15 protein-coding genes and 2 pseudogenes are annotated in these 13534 nt (G+C 54.1%); 12 read left to right on the plus strand and 5 right to left on the minus strand.

The window, feature by feature from the left end:
- Window positions 1-2: 2 nt before the first annotated feature.
- The 4 genes from FE839_RS18425 to patD are packed head-to-tail and all read left to right on the plus strand — an operon-like array spanning window position 3 to window position 4191.
- Window positions 3-1013 carry an ABC transporter ATP-binding protein gene (locus tag FE839_RS18425; protein ID WP_138362230.1) on the plus strand — a complete coding sequence of 337 codons (1011 nt, stop codon included), beginning with the start codon at window positions 3-5 and terminating at the stop codon, window positions 1011-1013.
- Between the two features lies 1 nt (window position 1014).
- Window positions 1015-1944 carry an ABC transporter permease gene (locus FE839_RS18430; protein ID WP_138362231.1) on the plus strand — a complete coding sequence of 310 codons (930 nt, stop codon included), beginning with the start codon at window positions 1015-1017 and terminating at the stop codon, window positions 1942-1944.
- Window positions 1934-2740 (plus strand): ABC transporter permease, encoded by an 807-nt coding sequence (locus FE839_RS18435; protein ID WP_138362232.1) that lies wholly within the window; start codon window positions 1934-1936, stop codon window positions 2738-2740. The genes FE839_RS18430 and FE839_RS18435 overlap by 11 nt, the downstream gene beginning before the upstream one ends.
- Before the next feature lie 23 nt (window positions 2741-2763).
- Window positions 2764-4191 (plus strand): aminobutyraldehyde dehydrogenase, encoded by a 1428-nt coding sequence (gene patD, locus FE839_RS18440; protein WP_138362233.1) that lies wholly within the window; start codon window positions 2764-2766, stop codon window positions 4189-4191.
- A gap of 274 nt (window positions 4192-4465) precedes the next feature.
- Here patD and FE839_RS18445 read toward each other — a convergent pair whose 3' ends face one another.
- Window positions 4466-4588, minus strand: coding sequence for a small membrane protein (locus tag FE839_RS18445; RefSeq protein ID WP_138362234.1), 123 nt, complete (start codon window positions 4586-4588; stop codon window positions 4466-4468).
- Between the two features lie 269 nt (window positions 4589-4857).
- Here FE839_RS18445 and FE839_RS18450 point away from each other — a divergent pair, with 269 nt between their 5' ends.
- The 3 genes from FE839_RS18450 to FE839_RS18460 all read left to right on the plus strand — a co-directional run bounded on the left by FE839_RS18450 (window position 4858) and on the right by FE839_RS18460 (window position 5867).
- Entirely contained in the window at window positions 4858-5091 is a 234-nt protein-coding gene (locus FE839_RS18450; RefSeq protein ID WP_138362235.1) for a hypothetical protein, read from the plus strand.
- Window positions 5092-5107: 16 nt separating this feature from the next.
- Window positions 5108-5386, plus strand: a complete 279-nt coding sequence (locus FE839_RS25035) for a hypothetical protein (protein ID WP_138362236.1) — start codon at window positions 5108-5110, stop codon at window positions 5384-5386.
- Between the two features lie 307 nt (window positions 5387-5693).
- Window positions 5694-5867: a GhoT/OrtT family toxin gene (locus FE839_RS18460; protein WP_138362237.1), complete on the plus strand. Its 174-nt coding sequence runs from the start codon at window positions 5694-5696 to the stop codon at window positions 5865-5867.
- Window positions 5868-6085: 218 nt separating this feature from the next.
- Here the strand turns inward: FE839_RS18460 and FE839_RS18465 are convergent, their stop codons facing one another.
- Window positions 6086-7519, minus strand: coding sequence for an aldehyde dehydrogenase (locus FE839_RS18465; RefSeq protein ID WP_138362238.1), 1434 nt, complete (start codon window positions 7517-7519; stop codon window positions 6086-6088).
- A gap of 270 nt (window positions 7520-7789) precedes the next feature.
- Here FE839_RS18465 and FE839_RS18470 point away from each other — a divergent pair, with 270 nt between their 5' ends.
- Window positions 7790-9388 carry an ABC transporter substrate-binding protein gene (locus FE839_RS18470; RefSeq protein WP_138362239.1) on the plus strand — a complete coding sequence of 533 codons (1599 nt, stop codon included), beginning with the start codon at window positions 7790-7792 and terminating at the stop codon, window positions 9386-9388.
- Window positions 9389-9405: 17 nt separating this feature from the next.
- Window positions 9406-9639 (plus strand): DUF2526 family protein, encoded by a 234-nt coding sequence (locus tag FE839_RS18475; RefSeq protein ID WP_138362240.1) that lies wholly within the window; start codon window positions 9406-9408, stop codon window positions 9637-9639.
- Window positions 9640-9693: 54 nt separating this feature from the next.
- Here FE839_RS18475 and FE839_RS18480 read toward each other — a convergent pair whose 3' ends face one another.
- Window positions 9694-10143: a DMT family transporter gene (locus FE839_RS18480; RefSeq protein WP_138362241.1), complete on the minus strand. Its 450-nt coding sequence runs from the start codon at window positions 10141-10143 to the stop codon at window positions 9694-9696.
- Complete coding sequence (locus FE839_RS18485) at window positions 10140-10658, minus strand: GNAT family N-acetyltransferase (protein ID WP_138362242.1); 519 nt, start codon at window positions 10656-10658, stop codon at window positions 10140-10142. Before FE839_RS18485 ends, FE839_RS18480 begins: the two co-directional genes overlap by 4 nt.
- 169 nt (window positions 10659-10827) lie before the next feature.
- Between FE839_RS18485 and FE839_RS18490 the strand changes: the two genes are divergently transcribed.
- Together FE839_RS18490 and FE839_RS18495 are read left to right on the plus strand one after the other, a co-directional pair.
- The gene (locus tag FE839_RS18490) at window positions 10828-11403 is read left to right on the plus strand and encodes a helix-turn-helix domain-containing protein (protein ID WP_138362243.1); all 576 of its coding nucleotides are present in this window, start codon (window positions 10828-10830) and stop codon (window positions 11401-11403) included.
- 65 nt (window positions 11404-11468) lie between these two features.
- The gene (locus FE839_RS18495; RefSeq protein ID WP_138362244.1) at window positions 11469-12506 is read left to right on the plus strand and encodes an NADP-dependent oxidoreductase; all 1038 of its coding nucleotides are present in this window, start codon (window positions 11469-11471) and stop codon (window positions 12504-12506) included.
- Between the two features lie 58 nt (window positions 12507-12564).
- On the opposite strand, the pseudogene rihA reads toward FE839_RS18495, so the two are convergent.
- Window positions 12565-12693 (minus strand): annotated as a pseudogene (rihA, locus tag FE839_RS18500) (pyrimidine-specific ribonucleoside hydrolase RihA); the annotation flags it as partial.
- 1 nt (window position 12694) lies between these two features.
- On the opposite strand from rihA, the pseudogene FE839_RS18505 reads away from it, so the two are divergent.
- Window positions 12695-13533, plus strand: a pseudogene (locus FE839_RS18505) (Tn3 family transposase); the annotation flags it as partial.
- Between the last annotated feature and the right edge of the window lies 1 nt (window position 13534).

A 13534-nucleotide genomic window follows, 5' to 3' on the forward strand; every position in this document is an offset into this window, starting at 1 on the left:
GAATGCACGCGGTTGAATTTGATAACGTTTCGCGGCAATACGGCGATGTGCGGGCCGTGGATGGCGTCAGTATCGCCATTCGCGACGGTGAATTTTTCTCGATGCTGGGGCCGTCAGGCTCCGGCAAAACGACCTGTCTGCGTCTGATTGCCGGGTTTGAGCAGCTTTCCGGTGGGACGATACGTATCTTTGGTCAATCGGCCAGCGAACTGTCCCCCTGGCAGCGCGATGTGAATACCGTTTTTCAGGATTACGCGCTGTTTCCGCATATGTCGGTGCTTGATAACGTCGCCTATGGGCTGATGGTCAAAGGGATCGGTAAAAAAGAACGCCATGCCCGCGCTCATGAAGCGCTGGAGAAGGTCGCGCTCGGTTTTGTCCACGCGCGCAAACCCGCGCACCTTTCCGGCGGTCAGCGTCAGCGGGTCGCGATAGCCAGGGCACTGGTCAATCAGCCGCGCGTTTTGCTGCTGGATGAACCGCTGGGTGCGCTGGATTTAAAACTGCGCGAGCAGATGCAGGTTGAACTGAAAAAACTGCAACAGGATCTGGGGATCACCTTTATTTTTGTTACCCACGATCAGGGCGAGGCGCTCTCGATGTCCGATCGCGTCGCGGTGTTTAATCATGGACGCATTGAACAGGTTGATGCGCCTCAGACACTCTACCTGCGGCCTAAAACGGCGTTCGTTGCCGGATTTGTCGGCACCGCCAATGTCTTTAACCCTGCGTTTTCACAAAAATTGTGCGCGATGCCGGGGATGTGGTCGCTGCGCCCGGAACACATTCGTTTGAATGTTGCCGGAGAGGTTCAGATTGAGGGGGTGGTGCAGGCGGTACAATATCAGGGCGCTGCGACACGCGTCGAACTGAAACTGGCGGGAGGCGAAAAGCTGCTGGTGAGTCAGGCGAATAGTGATGGCGGCTCGGCGTTGAACGCGCCGCCGGTAGGGCAAACGGTGCTGGCCTCATGGTCGCGGGAATCAATGGTGCCGTTAGAGAGTGGAGACTGAGATGACCCTGGCTATTCCGTCGACTTCCGGTGGACGTCTGTCCGGATTCTTCTGGCGCAGGCCTTCGCTGGCATTGTTTTTACTGCTGTTGGGGCCGCTAATGTGGTTTGGCATTGTCTATCTGGGCTCGCTCCTGACCCTTTTATGGCAAAGCTTTTACACCTTCGATGATTTTACCATGTCGGTCACCAGCGAACTGACGCTGGCCAATCTGTGGGCGTTATTTAGCCCGGCAAATTACGATATTATTGTGCGCACGCTGGTGATGGCGCTTGCCGTCACTCTCGCCAGCGCCATTCTGGCGTTGCCGATGGCCTGGTATATGGCGCGTTACACCCGCGGCAAAATGAAGGCGTTTTTTTATATCGCGGTGATGCTGCCGATGTGGGCGAGCTATATCGTTAAAGCCTATGCCTGGACATTGTTGCTGGCGAAAGATGGCGTGACGCAGTGGTTTTTGCGGCATCTCGGGCTGGAAAGCGTGCTGAGCATGGTGCTGACTATTCCGGCGGTGGGGGGCAGTACGCTGTCGACTTCCGGGTTGGGACGTTTTCTGGTGTTTGTCTATATCTGGCTGCCGTTTATGATCCTGCCGGTTCAGGCGGCGCTGGAACGATTGCCGCCATCGTTGCTCCAGGCCTCCGCCGATCTTGGCGCATATCCTCGCCAGACCTTCCGCTACGTGGTGCTGCCGCTGGCGATTCCCGGCATTGCCGCCGGGTCGATTTTTACCTTCTCCCTGACGCTGGGCGACTTTATCGTCCCGCAACTGGTGGGGCCGCCGGGTTTTTTCATTGGCAATATGGTTTATTCCCAGCAGGGGGCGATCGGCAATATGCCGATGGCGGCAGCGTTTACCCTGGTGCCCATTGTCCTGATTGCTCTCTATCTGGCGTTGGTGAAACGTCTGGGGGCATTCGATGCACTCTGAACGCGCACCGCTGTTACTCAAAGCCGCAACCTGGGGGGGCGTACTGTTTCTGCATTTCCCGCTGCTGATTATCGCGCTCTATGCGTTTAATACCGAAGATGCCGCTTTCAGCTTCCCACCCCAGGGCCTGACTTTGCGTTGGTTTCATGAAGCGGCGGGGCGCAGCGATATCATTGAATCTGTGACGTTGTCACTAAAAGTGGCCGCGCTGTCGACAGCCATTGCGCTGATACTTGGCACGCTGGCTGCAGGTGCTCTGTGGCGCAGCCGTTTTTTTGGCAAAAACACCGTGTCGCTGCTGCTGCTGTTGCCGATTGCGTTGCCGGGCATTATTACCGGCCTCGCGCTGCTGACGGCTTTTAAGGCAGTGAATCTGGAGCCTGGGCTGCTGACCATCGTTGTGGGTCATGCGACGTTTTGCGTGGTGGTGGTGTTTAACAATGTTATTGCCCGTTTTCGCCGGACGTCGTGGAGCCTGGTGGAAGCATCAATGGATTTAGGTGCAACGGCCTGGCAAACCTTCCGTTACGTGGTGCTCCCCAATTTAGGGTCGGCGTTGCTGGCGGGGGGAATGCTGGCGTTTGCCTTGTCGTTCGATGAAATTATCGTGACCACATTTACCGCTGGCCATGAACGTACGCTGCCGCTCTGGCTGCTTAACCAACTGGGGCGTCCGCGGGATGTGCCAGTCACCAACGTGGTCGCGTTGCTGGTGATGGTGGTGACGATGATACCAATTTTGGGGGCCTGGTGGCTCACCCGTGACGGCGACACCAGCGCTGAAAACGGAAAATAATATACCGATACAGGATGCATGCTATGCAAAATAACCTTTTGATTAACGGTAAGTTAGTGGCTGGAGAAGGCGAGAAGGTGCCGGTATTTAATCCTGCCACCGGTGAGGAGATTTTGTCGATCGCGGAAGCCAGTGCGGCACAGGTCGATGCGGCGGTTGAGGCCGCCGATCGGGCGTTTGCCAGCTGGAGCCAGACTACGCCGAAAACCCGCGCGGAGTGCCTGCTTAAGCTGGCGGAGGCGATTACCGAAAATGCGCAGGCGTTGGCCGAGCTGGAGTCCCTCAACTGCGGTAAACCGCTGCACTGTGTGGTCAATGATGAACTACCGGCGATAGCCGATGTGTTCCGTTTTTTTGCCGGGGCAGCACGCTGTCTGCCCGGTATGGCCGCAGGCGAGTATCTCGAAGGACATACATCCATGATCCGCCGTGACCCGGTTGGCGTTGTTGCCTCTATTGCGCCGTGGAACTATCCGCTGATGATGGCGGCCTGGAAGCTGGCCCCCGCACTGGCGGCGGGTAACTGTGTGGTGATCAAACCTTCAGAAATTACGCCATTAACCGCGCTGAAACTGGCTGAACTGGCAAAAGATATTTTTCCCGCTGGGGTGCTGAACGTGCTGTCTGGTCGAGGGGCCAGCGTGGGTGATCCCCTGACCGCACACGCAAAAGTCAGAATGGTGTCATTGACCGGTTCGATTGCCACCGGGGCGCATATTATCAGCCATACGGCGTCGTCGATTAAACGTACCCATATGGAACTGGGTGGCAAAGCGCCGGTGATTGTCTTTGACGATGCGGATATTGACGCAGTGGTTGAGGGCGTAAGAACCTTCGGTTTTTATAACGCCGGTCAGGATTGTACCGCCGCGTGCCGTATTTATGCCCAGGCCGGTATTTATCAACAGCTGGTGGAGAAACTCGGCGCAGCGGTCGCCAGTCTGAAAATGGGGTCACCGGACGATGAAACGACGGAACTGGGGCCGCTCAGTTCCCTTGCGCATCTGGAGAGAGTCAGTGCCGCTGTGGATGCCGCTCGCGCGTTGCCGCATATACAGGTCGTTACTGGGGGAAGCAAAACGCCAGGAGAAGGTTACTACTATCAGCCCACGCTGCTGGCGGGGGCAAGACAGGAGGACGCCATCGTACAGCGTGAGGTATTTGGCCCGGTAGTCAGCGTTACTTCATTTGCCGATGAAGAGCAGGTGCTCGACTGGGCTAATGATTCACAGTATGGCCTGGCATCGTCGGTATGGACCAGGGATGTTGGCCGGGCGCATCGCCTGAGCGCGCGTTTACAGTATGGCTGCACCTGGGTGAATACGCATTTTATGCTGGTCAGTGAAATGCCGCATGGCGGACAAAAAAGCTCCGGCTACGGCAAGGATATGTCGATGTACGGTCTGGAAGACTACACCACCATCAGGCATGTGATGATCAAGCACGGGTAGGATAATCAGGGGTATCGCCTGTTTCATGAGGACGCCAGGCCGCGTCATTACATGACGCGGTATAATGCGAAAGTCAAAGGCTGTGTTCAGGTGAAAGTCTGACTGCCTTTCAGGTATTCTTCAGTGAAACAGTGAGTCTGGTCCTCAACAGCGATGTCGTTCACAGGATGGCGAAGTCAGGGTACAGGAGGTTGAGACAAAAAAAGATGGCGGAATACCTGCAATTAATCGTTATGCAGCAACGGATTTATTATTGATTAAAATGATTAGCAGGCTAATGTTTTGTTTTTTTCCTCGGCAAACTTGTTTGTCGGCGATCGCGAAGATAAGAAATAAGATTATAAATCGCAGTCACCAGTAAAATTAACGCCACAATAAGCACGGCGATTTCGGTCATGTACCACCTCAAAATCAAATGAGCAAAAAATGATCTTTATATAATTTTCGCTTATGAATTTATAATTTTGTGCAAAACATTGCAAATGATATTTTTTGTCATTTAAACCTGTATCCGTTATACGCAGACAGAGTAATTTAATTATAATTAATTGATATTTATCGTTTTTTTATGGTGGTTGTGCGTTTTTCCGCATACGGCTATCGCCCGGTCCCTGCCAAAAATGGTGATCGTGATATCGCCATGGGAACGCAAATGTATAAAATTTAATGAATATTGCGGATGGTTCGCTTATTTTCAACTTATCATTCGCAATAAAAGTAACCTTCTTTATTCAGCGGCAGCTATCGATAGTGGAAATAAACCATAATGATAATGCTGTTATTATCCGTCGGCGCCAGCCCTATTCAGTGCATGGCCTAACAGAGGTATTGGTGCAGCTACGCTGGGCCTACCGTGCGCTGAATCAGCCAGATGATAATTTAACGGGGCGGGGCGTTTGACTTCCTGTCGCGGCTCATGCGAACATTCGGCGCAATATGTGACTTGGTCGTTGATATTATTTTGAATAAAATAGCGTGTATTCTTTTTGTCGCTTGTGCCACCGCGATTGTCTACGGAAATTTTCCAGCCAGGCGAATCATTGGATGTGAAAAGCAGGGTGTTACGGAATCTATCTGTGTTGCAGCGGAGTGGGATAGTGAGAAGGTCGATCTGTTACCGGCCTGGGATCCTGAAAACCTGAAGATGCTGGCCATACAAAAGAACGAGTCCGCTGCCGGTCCTTTCAAATCATAACATGCAGCTTTTGATGGCTATTTTTTGAGAGCGCATATACGAAATTAAAACTAACAATATCCGGCTGATAAGCACATGCGTTGCGCCAGCATACTCAGAATGATTTTTTGCTAAAGACGTTCGCAACATCATCCATATAAATATTCCTCGACAGGTATAATACCCGCTCACAGATTACACTGGCGGATAAAACCGCTTTTAGCGTGAAACCTGCCACCCGCTTTATCACGTGGCAGGCTCTGACCTATTCCGGGATGTGAAAGGGTATTGCGCAGCACGCTATGACTTGTCAGGGAAGGAAGAAAAAATGACTTTATACCAGAAAATGCTAATTTTTTATGCTGTTATGGGGTGTATTTGCGCCATAATCAGCTGGTTTTTAACTAAGGATAAACTCTGGGTTCGCCTGCTGGCGGCGTTGCTGATCGGCGCGACCTGGCCGTTTAGCTTTCCGATGGCGCTGCTGATCTCATTGTTCTGATGGAGACCGGCAGTTAATCTCAGGATAGTCGGGTAAAAAAGAGTCATGTTTAACGGCAGTTATTCGACGAAGGCTTTCTTTTCGCTTTCTTTATCCAGGGGAACGGTCACGGGCCACCGTGCATCCGTTCCCCCGACGCGCCTTCTGCAGAACGTCAACTTACCGATAGCGTTTTTAATCTCCTGTAAGAATTTAATTACCGCTGGCGGCCAGGAAACCTAAAACGGCAGTTCACGCGGGCGAGTTTGCAGCGTGATCCAACGTAACTCAGTAAATTCCGCAATTCCTGCGCGTCCGCCAAAGCGGCCATAGCCCGAGGCTTTACAGCCGCCGAACGGCATTTGTGCCTCATCATGCACGGTGGGGCCATTAATATGACAAATGCCGGTTTGCAGATTTTGCGCCAGATTCCAGGCCCGGGCGCTGTCTGCGCTGTAGATCGCTGACGAGAGGCCATATTCACTGTCGTTGGCGACGGCCAGTGCTTCCGATTCATTTTGTACGCGAATAATGGATTTCACGGGGCCAAACGACTCTTCACGCCAGATGCGCATTTCCCGGGTTACGCCATCCAGCAACGTGGCGGGCATCTGCGTCGAACTGGCCGTGCCCCCGGCTAACAGGCGTGCCCCTTTCGCCAGCGCATCTTCGATCAATGCGTTGCAGTGAGCCACGGTTTTCATATCAACGACCGGACCGAGAAGGCTGGCGGGCAGGGCGGCAGCCCGGTGGGCAAGCAGGGCTACAAACTCTTCTGCGACGGCCTCATCAACGATGATCCGTTCTGTCGACATACAAATTTGCCCGGCATTGGCGAATGCACCAAAAATTGCGCCTGCCGCAGCCTGTTCGAGGTCGGCGTCATCCAGTACCAGCAGCGGCGCTTTGCCACCCAGTTCGAGCACTGCGGGCTTCAGGTGTTCGCCACAGGTGCGGGCGATTATCCTGCCCACCGCAGTGGAACCGGTAAAAGTGACACGGCGCACGGCAGGATGGGCGATCAATGATGCCACCAGGTCTGGCGCGTCGTCGGGGGTGCAGGTCAGATAGTTGACCACGCCGCCGGGAAAACCCGCGGCCGCAAGGGCATCAATAATCAGCCCCTGGGTCGCAGGAGACAACTCTGCGCCTTTAAGAATAACCGCATTGCCGCAGGCCAGCGGTGTGGCAATGGCACGCGTCGCGAGGATCAACGGGGCATTCCAGGGCGCGATGCTGAGCACTACACCCGCCCCCTGACGGATGCCCATCGCCAGGTTGCCCGGCACATTTGAAGGGATGACCTGGCCCTCAATCTGGGTCGTCAGCGCGGCGGCTTCGCGCAGAATATCAGCCGACAGATGAACATTAAAGGCGGCCCAGTGTGCCGTTGCCCCGGTTTCCGCCGCCATGGCGGCAATAAAACGCGCCTCGCGTAACAGGATTTGCTCTGCGGCCTCCAGCAGAAGGCGGCGACGTTCAGCCGGCGGTGTGTCGCGCCATCGCAAAAATGCGCCGTCAGCGGTATCAGCGCAGCGACGGGCATCCTCCAGGCCAGCGGCGCTGGCAATAGAGGCAATCTCTGCCGTTAATGGGTTGTGACGGGTAAAGGTGGCGTGAGTGTCGGCATCGTGCCACTGGCCGTTGGTGTACAGATTGCAGGTTATTGTCATTGTTAGCCTCTCCTGAGGTGGCGATTTTGCCGAGTGTAGCGGGTTGCTACGCGGCATAGTGCTAACGGGGCGGTTATCGCCCCCTTTTTTAATAACCTTCTGCAAACATCACATTTATTAGTGAAGCAAAGGTAAAAAAACAGACGGATGTTGAATTAATCGGCAACCTGGCAGTTTTTAGCATAACCTGATACCGATTGATTATTTGCCGGTTGAATTCACTTGTGCTGTGATTAGAGCACTTATAATAAATTGATAAGGCTTATAACCATGTCTACAAGGAAAACCGTTCTTGCGCTGGCGTTGAGCGCACTATTGCCAACGGCCAGCGTGCTGGCGGCGGGGAATGACACGTTGGTCTATTGCTCCGAAGCGTCGCCGGAATCTTTTAACCCACAAATTGCCAGCTCAGGGCCTTCTTTTGTCGCCAGTTCACAGGTGCTGTATAACCGCCTGATTAACTTCGACCCGGTAAAGAATACGCCAATACCTTCGCTGGCAACCGCATGGACCGTCTCTCCGGACGGCAAAACCTGGACTTTCACTTTGCGTAAGGGCGTGAAATTCAACAGTAATAAATATTTTAAGCCGACCCGTGATTTCAACGCCGATGATGTCCTGTTCTCAGTTCTGCGCCAGAAAGATGATAAACACCCGTACCACAATGTTTCGCAAGGGCATTATGAGTATTTCCACGATGTCGGCCTGGATAAGCTGATTAAAGAGGTCAAAAAGATCGATGATTACCACGTACAGTTTGTCCTCAACGAGCCGAACGCGGCCTTTCTTGCCGACTGGGGGATGGATTTTGCCTCGATCCTTTCTGCCGAATATGCCGATGCGATGCTGAAAAAAGGCACGCCGGAATATGTTGATACCTGGCCTGTCGGCACAGGCCCTTACGCGCTGCAGCAATATAAAGCGGATTCACTGATTCGTTATATCGCCAACCCGCACTACTGGGAAGGCCCCGTCCCGACCAAACATCTGATTTTCTCGATCACACCAAACGTCGAGACGCGTCTGGCGAAGCTGCAAACCAACGAATGCCAGATTATTCCGGCACCGTCGCCGGTACAGTTCCCGCTAATTAAAGGCAATAAAGACCTGGCGCTCCATTCGGTGGAAGCGCTGAACGTTGGCTATCTGGCGTTTAACACCGAGAAAAAACCGTTTGATAATGTGCTGGTACGTCAGGCGCTTAACTACGCCACTGACAAACAGGCGATCGTAAAAGCGGTCTTTCTGGATTCCGGCAGGGTAGCGAAATCGCCGATCCCGGCCAATATGCTCGGTTATAAGCAGGATCTGCCGGATTACAGCTATGATCCGCAAAAAGCGAAAGCGCTGCTTAAGCAGGCCGGGCTGCAAAACGGCGCTGAAGTGACCCTGTGGTCCATGCCGGTGCAGCGCCCGTATAACCCAAATTCGCGGCGTATCGCGGAGATGATCCAGAGCGACTGGAGCAAGGTAGGGGTTAAAGCTAAAATCGTCACTTATGAATGGGGTGAATACCTTGCGGGGATGCGTAAAGGTGAGCACGACAGCGCGCTGTTTGGCTGGATGTCCGATAATGGCGATCCGGATAATTTCGCCGGTACGCTGTTAAGTTGCGACAATATTAAGACCGGCTCTAACGTCGCCCGCTGGTGCGATAAGTCATATGATGCGCTGGTGAAAAAGGCTATCCTGGTCAGTGACCCGCAGGAACGCGCCAGACTATATGGTCAGGCGCAGGACATTTTTTACCAGCAGGCCCCCTGGATCACGCTGGCAACTGGTAAAACCTTCTACGCCACGCGCAGTAACGTCAGTGGCTATAGCGTGAGCCTGATGGGCAGCGATTTTTCCAAAGTAAAACTTAATTAAGCTGCAAGGAGATATGCATGTCGCATCTGGATGAGGTCATCGCCCGCGTGGATGCCGCAATTGCGGAAGGCGTCATTAGCCATATGAATGAACTGCTGATTGCCCTGAGCGATGACGCCGGGCTGGGACGTGAAGAGCGGTATAGCCAACAGCAGCATTTACGTACGGCTATTGCTCAACATGGGCGCCAACAGCAAGAGGCGCAGGACGCGCGCCGGGAGCACCTGACCCGCGGCGGCGAGATTCACTAAATACGCCTCATTGCCTGTTTTAATCGCGAGATGATTACAGGCGTAAATTCCGCGCTAAAACTGGCGTCTGGCCACCAGCCAGGCGCCAGCCACCAGCATCACCGCGCCACAGAGCGGGCCGATGAGCGCGCGAATTGGGACGTTGTGCGCACGAAGCAGATCAATCACCAACCCGCCGACCAACTGGCTGGCAATCAACAGCGCAATCGTCGTCGTCGCCCCGACGTGCTGGTAGCCGTTGATGCTGGCAAAGACAAAAAACGATCCCAGCAGGCCAGGAATGAGCGTCCACCACTTTACGCTGTACGCCAGTTCCTGAAACCCGGCAACGCCATGACGTAGCGCCAGTATCGTTACGAATATCACAATTCCCACCAGCGAGTTGAGCAGCATCGCAATCAAAATCGTGGAAGCGGACTGGGTGATTCGCACCATCAGCGTATTCTGCAAGACCAGCCCGACGCCAGCGGCAATCAGGCAGGCCAGGGTCAGCGACTGATTCATGCGCTGCCGTCCGGATCGCGGCGATCGTCGAGCTGGAGTTGCATAAAGGTCAGATCCAGCCAGCGACCAAATTTTGTGCCTACCTGCGGCATTTGTCCGGTCGTGATAAAGCCGAGGGCCTTATGCAGATGCAAAGAAGCCTGATTCTGCGCTTCAATGCCCGCGACCATCACGTGTTTGTTCTGGCGCTTCGCTTCGCTAATTAAGGCAACCAGCAGGCTGCGGCCTGCGCCTTTTCCCTGGTGTTCCGGATGAACATAAACAGAGTGTTCAACGGTATGACGAAACCCGTCAAAGGCACGCCACTCCCCAAACGAGGCATATCCGGTAATAATGCCGTTTTGTTCGCTGACCAGTACCGGATAACCGGCCAGTTGTCGGGCCTCAAACCAGGCGATACGGTTATCGGTATCCACGGTTTTATCATTCCAGATAGCGGCGGTATGCATCACCGCATGGTTGTAGATTTCAGCGATTGCCGCGCAATCATCTCTGCTGGCATGGCGAATGGTCATGGCGAACCTCAATGGTTGTACACTATAGTAGTACGATATTATTACAATAATGGAATTAACGTTGTCATCCGTTTCGGCCATTTTATTTGATAATGTTCAGGAATAAGGGCTGAGATGCCTGTCGTTATCGGCTTGTTGCCGATAATTTCATACACTATATTGTCACAATATGACTATCTTAGAAGATAACCTTAACCAGCGCATCAGCGCACGAATCCGAATCGAGCGGGAGTCCCGGGGCTGGTCGCTGAGCGAGCTGGCGGAGCGGGCGGGGGCTTCGCGGGCGATGATCCACAAGATCGAACGCGGTGAAAGCAGCCCCACTGCGTCGATGCTTGGGCGACTTTCCGGCGCTTTCGGCATGAGCATGTCGACGCTAATTGCCAGGGCAGAGATGCCTGAAGGCAAACTCCTGCGTTTTGCTAACCAACCAGTGTGGCACGATCCCCAGAGCCACTATCTGCGCCGTCACGTTTCGCCGCGCAGCGATTTGCCGATTGATCTGGTGCAGGTGGCGCTACCGCCCGGCAGCGATATTCCGATGCCCGCGGCCTCTTATGCGCAGGCCCGGCAGCTAATCTGGTTACAGCAGGGTGAACTGGTCTTTATCGAAGGCAACACCCGCCACGAGATGCTGGCGGGAGATTGTCTGGAGTTGGGCCCGCCTGCTGATTGTCGCTTTATTAATGAATCCACGCAGCCCTGCACCTACCTGGTGGTTCGCCTGAACCAATCTGCCTCATAATGTCAATGCGCTTTGCCCGAAAAGAGGCTAGCCTCAGTACAGGCATGTCAAAAAAGGAGTTTGTTATGGCTTTCAATCCACAACGCCATCGCCGCTGGCTGCTGGCCTCTCGTCCGCATGGCGAACCAACCAGAGACAACTTCCATCTGGAAGAGGGAGATGTCGCTTCTCCGGGGCCCGGGCAACTGCTGCTGCGTAGCGTGTTTTTATCATTAGACCCCTATATGCGTGGCCGAATGAGCGACGCGCCGTCCTACTCGCCGCCGGTGGCGATTGGCGAGGTGATGGTGGGCGGCACCGTGAGTCGCGTGGTGGAATCAAATCACGCTGATTTTCACCCCGGTGACTGGGTTCTGGCCTATAGCGGCTGGCAGGATTATCAACTCTCCGATGGCAGCGGGCTGGTGAAGTTAGGCAAGAACCCTGAACATCCTTCCTGGGCGCTGGGTATTCTTGGAATGCCTGGTTTTACCGCTTATATGGGATTGCTGGATATTGGTCAGCCGAAGGCGGGCGAAACGCTGGTGGTCGCAGCCGCCACCGGCCCGGTTGGCGCCACCGTCGGGCAGATCGCGAAGCTGAAAGGTTGCCGCACAGTGGGAATTGCCGGTGGAAGTGAGAAGTGTCGCTATGCAGTAGAAACCCTTGGTTTTGACGTATGTATCGACCATCGTGCGCCTGATTTTGCGGTTAAATTGCTCGAAGCCTGCCCGCAGGGGATCGATATTTATTATGAAAACGTCGGCGGTAAAGTGTTCGACGAAGTGCTACCGCTGTTAAATACCTCGGCCCGGGTACCGGTGTGTGGTCTGATCAGCGGCTACAATGCCACCGCGCTGCCCGATGGGCCGGATCGTCTGCCGTTGCTGATGGCGACGATCCTGAAAAAACGCATTCGTATGCAAGGGTTTATTATTGGCCAGGACTACGGCCACCGCATTCAGGAATTCCAGCAGGAAATGGGGCGCTGGGTGCAGGAAGGGAAAATCAAATACCGCGAGCAGGTGGTCGAAGGGCTTGAGAACGCGCCGCAAACCCTGATTGGTCTGCTGAGAGGCGAGAATTTCGGTAAGGTGGTGATCCGCGTTTCTCCTGATGATTAACGCATTTCCCGGCGGCGCAGGCCGCCGGTGCGCCGGATAATCGCGAAATAACAACAGATTATGCATAAAACTTCAGCCGTTCGGCCAGCAGGTCAACAAACGCCTGGCGGTCAACATTCAGCATTACTGTGGTCTTCGGCTTCCTGCCGGTCAGGTTATAAAAATCGACTACCGTCATTCCCTGCGTGTCAGCCGCCCTCGCAGAGCTGGTAAACGCACAAGGGAAAAGACCACTGGCGGCATTCTGGGGAGACGGGACAACGTCATCATCAGATGGACAGAATTTCAGAACAGGCAGCTCAGGCCGCTACGGAGGGCAGGTTAACCCGAAATATGGGCAGGAGCCCGGACGACAGTTTTATACCCATATATCGGATCAATACAGCCCGTTTTACACCTGTATAATCAGTCGAGTCAGGGATTCAACCCATGTGCTGATGGCTTGCTGTACCGCGAAAGTGACCTGGAAATCAGGGAGCATTACACCGATACCGCGGGTTTCACCGATCATGTCTTTGCCCTGATGCATCTGCAGGGGTTTGCGTTCTGTCCGCGAATCAGGGATCTCCACGACAAGAAGCTGTTTATCAAAGGGAAAGCGGGCCAGTACCCGGCGCTTCAGTCACTTATATCAACGACCAGCCTGAATCTGAAAGAGATCGAAATTCACTGGCGTGAAGTGCTGCGTCTGGCGACCTCGATAAAGCAGGGAACCGTGACAGCATCTCTGATGCTGAAAAAGCTAGCCAGCTACCCCAAGCAAAACGGACTTGCCAAAGTACTGAGAGAAATTGGCCGCATTGAGCGAACGCTGTTTATGCTCGACTGGTTCCGCGATCCTGCACTGCGTCGGCGGGTACAGGCGGGGCTGAATAAAGGTGAGGCACGTAACGCACTGGCGCGGGCGGTATTTATGCACCGCCTGGGAGAAATCAGGGACAGGAAGCCGGAAAATCAGAGCTATCGCGCCAGTGGTCTGACGCTTCTGACGGCTGCGATCTCGCTGTGGAATACTGTGTATACCCAAT

This window comes from Klebsiella indica (assembly GCF_005860775.1).
GTDB classification, from domain to species: Bacteria; Pseudomonadota; Gammaproteobacteria; order Enterobacterales; family Enterobacteriaceae; genus Klebsiella; species Klebsiella indica.

Coding starts and splice junctions, on each gene's coding strand:
- FE839_RS18425 (WP_138362230.1), top strand. CDS start 3: ATGCACGCGGTTGAATTTGATAACGTTTCGCGGCAATACGGCGATGTG.
- FE839_RS18430 (WP_138362231.1), top strand. CDS start 1,015: ATGACCCTGGCTATTCCGTCGACTTCCGGTGGACGTCTGTCCGGATTC.
- FE839_RS18435 (WP_138362232.1), top strand. CDS start 1,934: ATGCACTCTGAACGCGCACCGCTGTTACTCAAAGCCGCAACCTGGGGG.
- patD (WP_138362233.1), top strand. CDS start 2,764: ATGCAAAATAACCTTTTGATTAACGGTAAGTTAGTGGCTGGAGAAGGC.
- FE839_RS18445 (WP_138362234.1), bottom strand. CDS start 4,588: ATGACCGAAATCGCCGTGCTTATTGTGGCGTTAATTTTACTGGTGACT.
- FE839_RS18450 (WP_138362235.1), top strand. CDS start 4,858: ATGAATATTGCGGATGGTTCGCTTATTTTCAACTTATCATTCGCAATA.
- FE839_RS25035 (WP_138362236.1), top strand. CDS start 5,108: ATGCGAACATTCGGCGCAATATGTGACTTGGTCGTTGATATTATTTTG.
- FE839_RS18460 (WP_138362237.1), top strand. CDS start 5,694: ATGACTTTATACCAGAAAATGCTAATTTTTTATGCTGTTATGGGGTGT.
- FE839_RS18465 (WP_138362238.1), bottom strand. CDS start 7,519: ATGACAATAACCTGCAATCTGTACACCAACGGCCAGTGGCACGATGCC.
- FE839_RS18470 (WP_138362239.1), top strand. CDS start 7,790: ATGTCTACAAGGAAAACCGTTCTTGCGCTGGCGTTGAGCGCACTATTG.
- FE839_RS18475 (WP_138362240.1), top strand. CDS start 9,406: ATGTCGCATCTGGATGAGGTCATCGCCCGCGTGGATGCCGCAATTGCG.
- FE839_RS18480 (WP_138362241.1), bottom strand. CDS start 10,143: ATGAATCAGTCGCTGACCCTGGCCTGCCTGATTGCCGCTGGCGTCGGG.
- FE839_RS18485 (WP_138362242.1), bottom strand. CDS start 10,658: ATGACCATTCGCCATGCCAGCAGAGATGATTGCGCGGCAATCGCTGAA.
- FE839_RS18490 (WP_138362243.1), top strand. CDS start 10,828: ATGACTATCTTAGAAGATAACCTTAACCAGCGCATCAGCGCACGAATC.
- FE839_RS18495 (WP_138362244.1), top strand. CDS start 11,469: ATGGCTTTCAATCCACAACGCCATCGCCGCTGGCTGCTGGCCTCTCGT.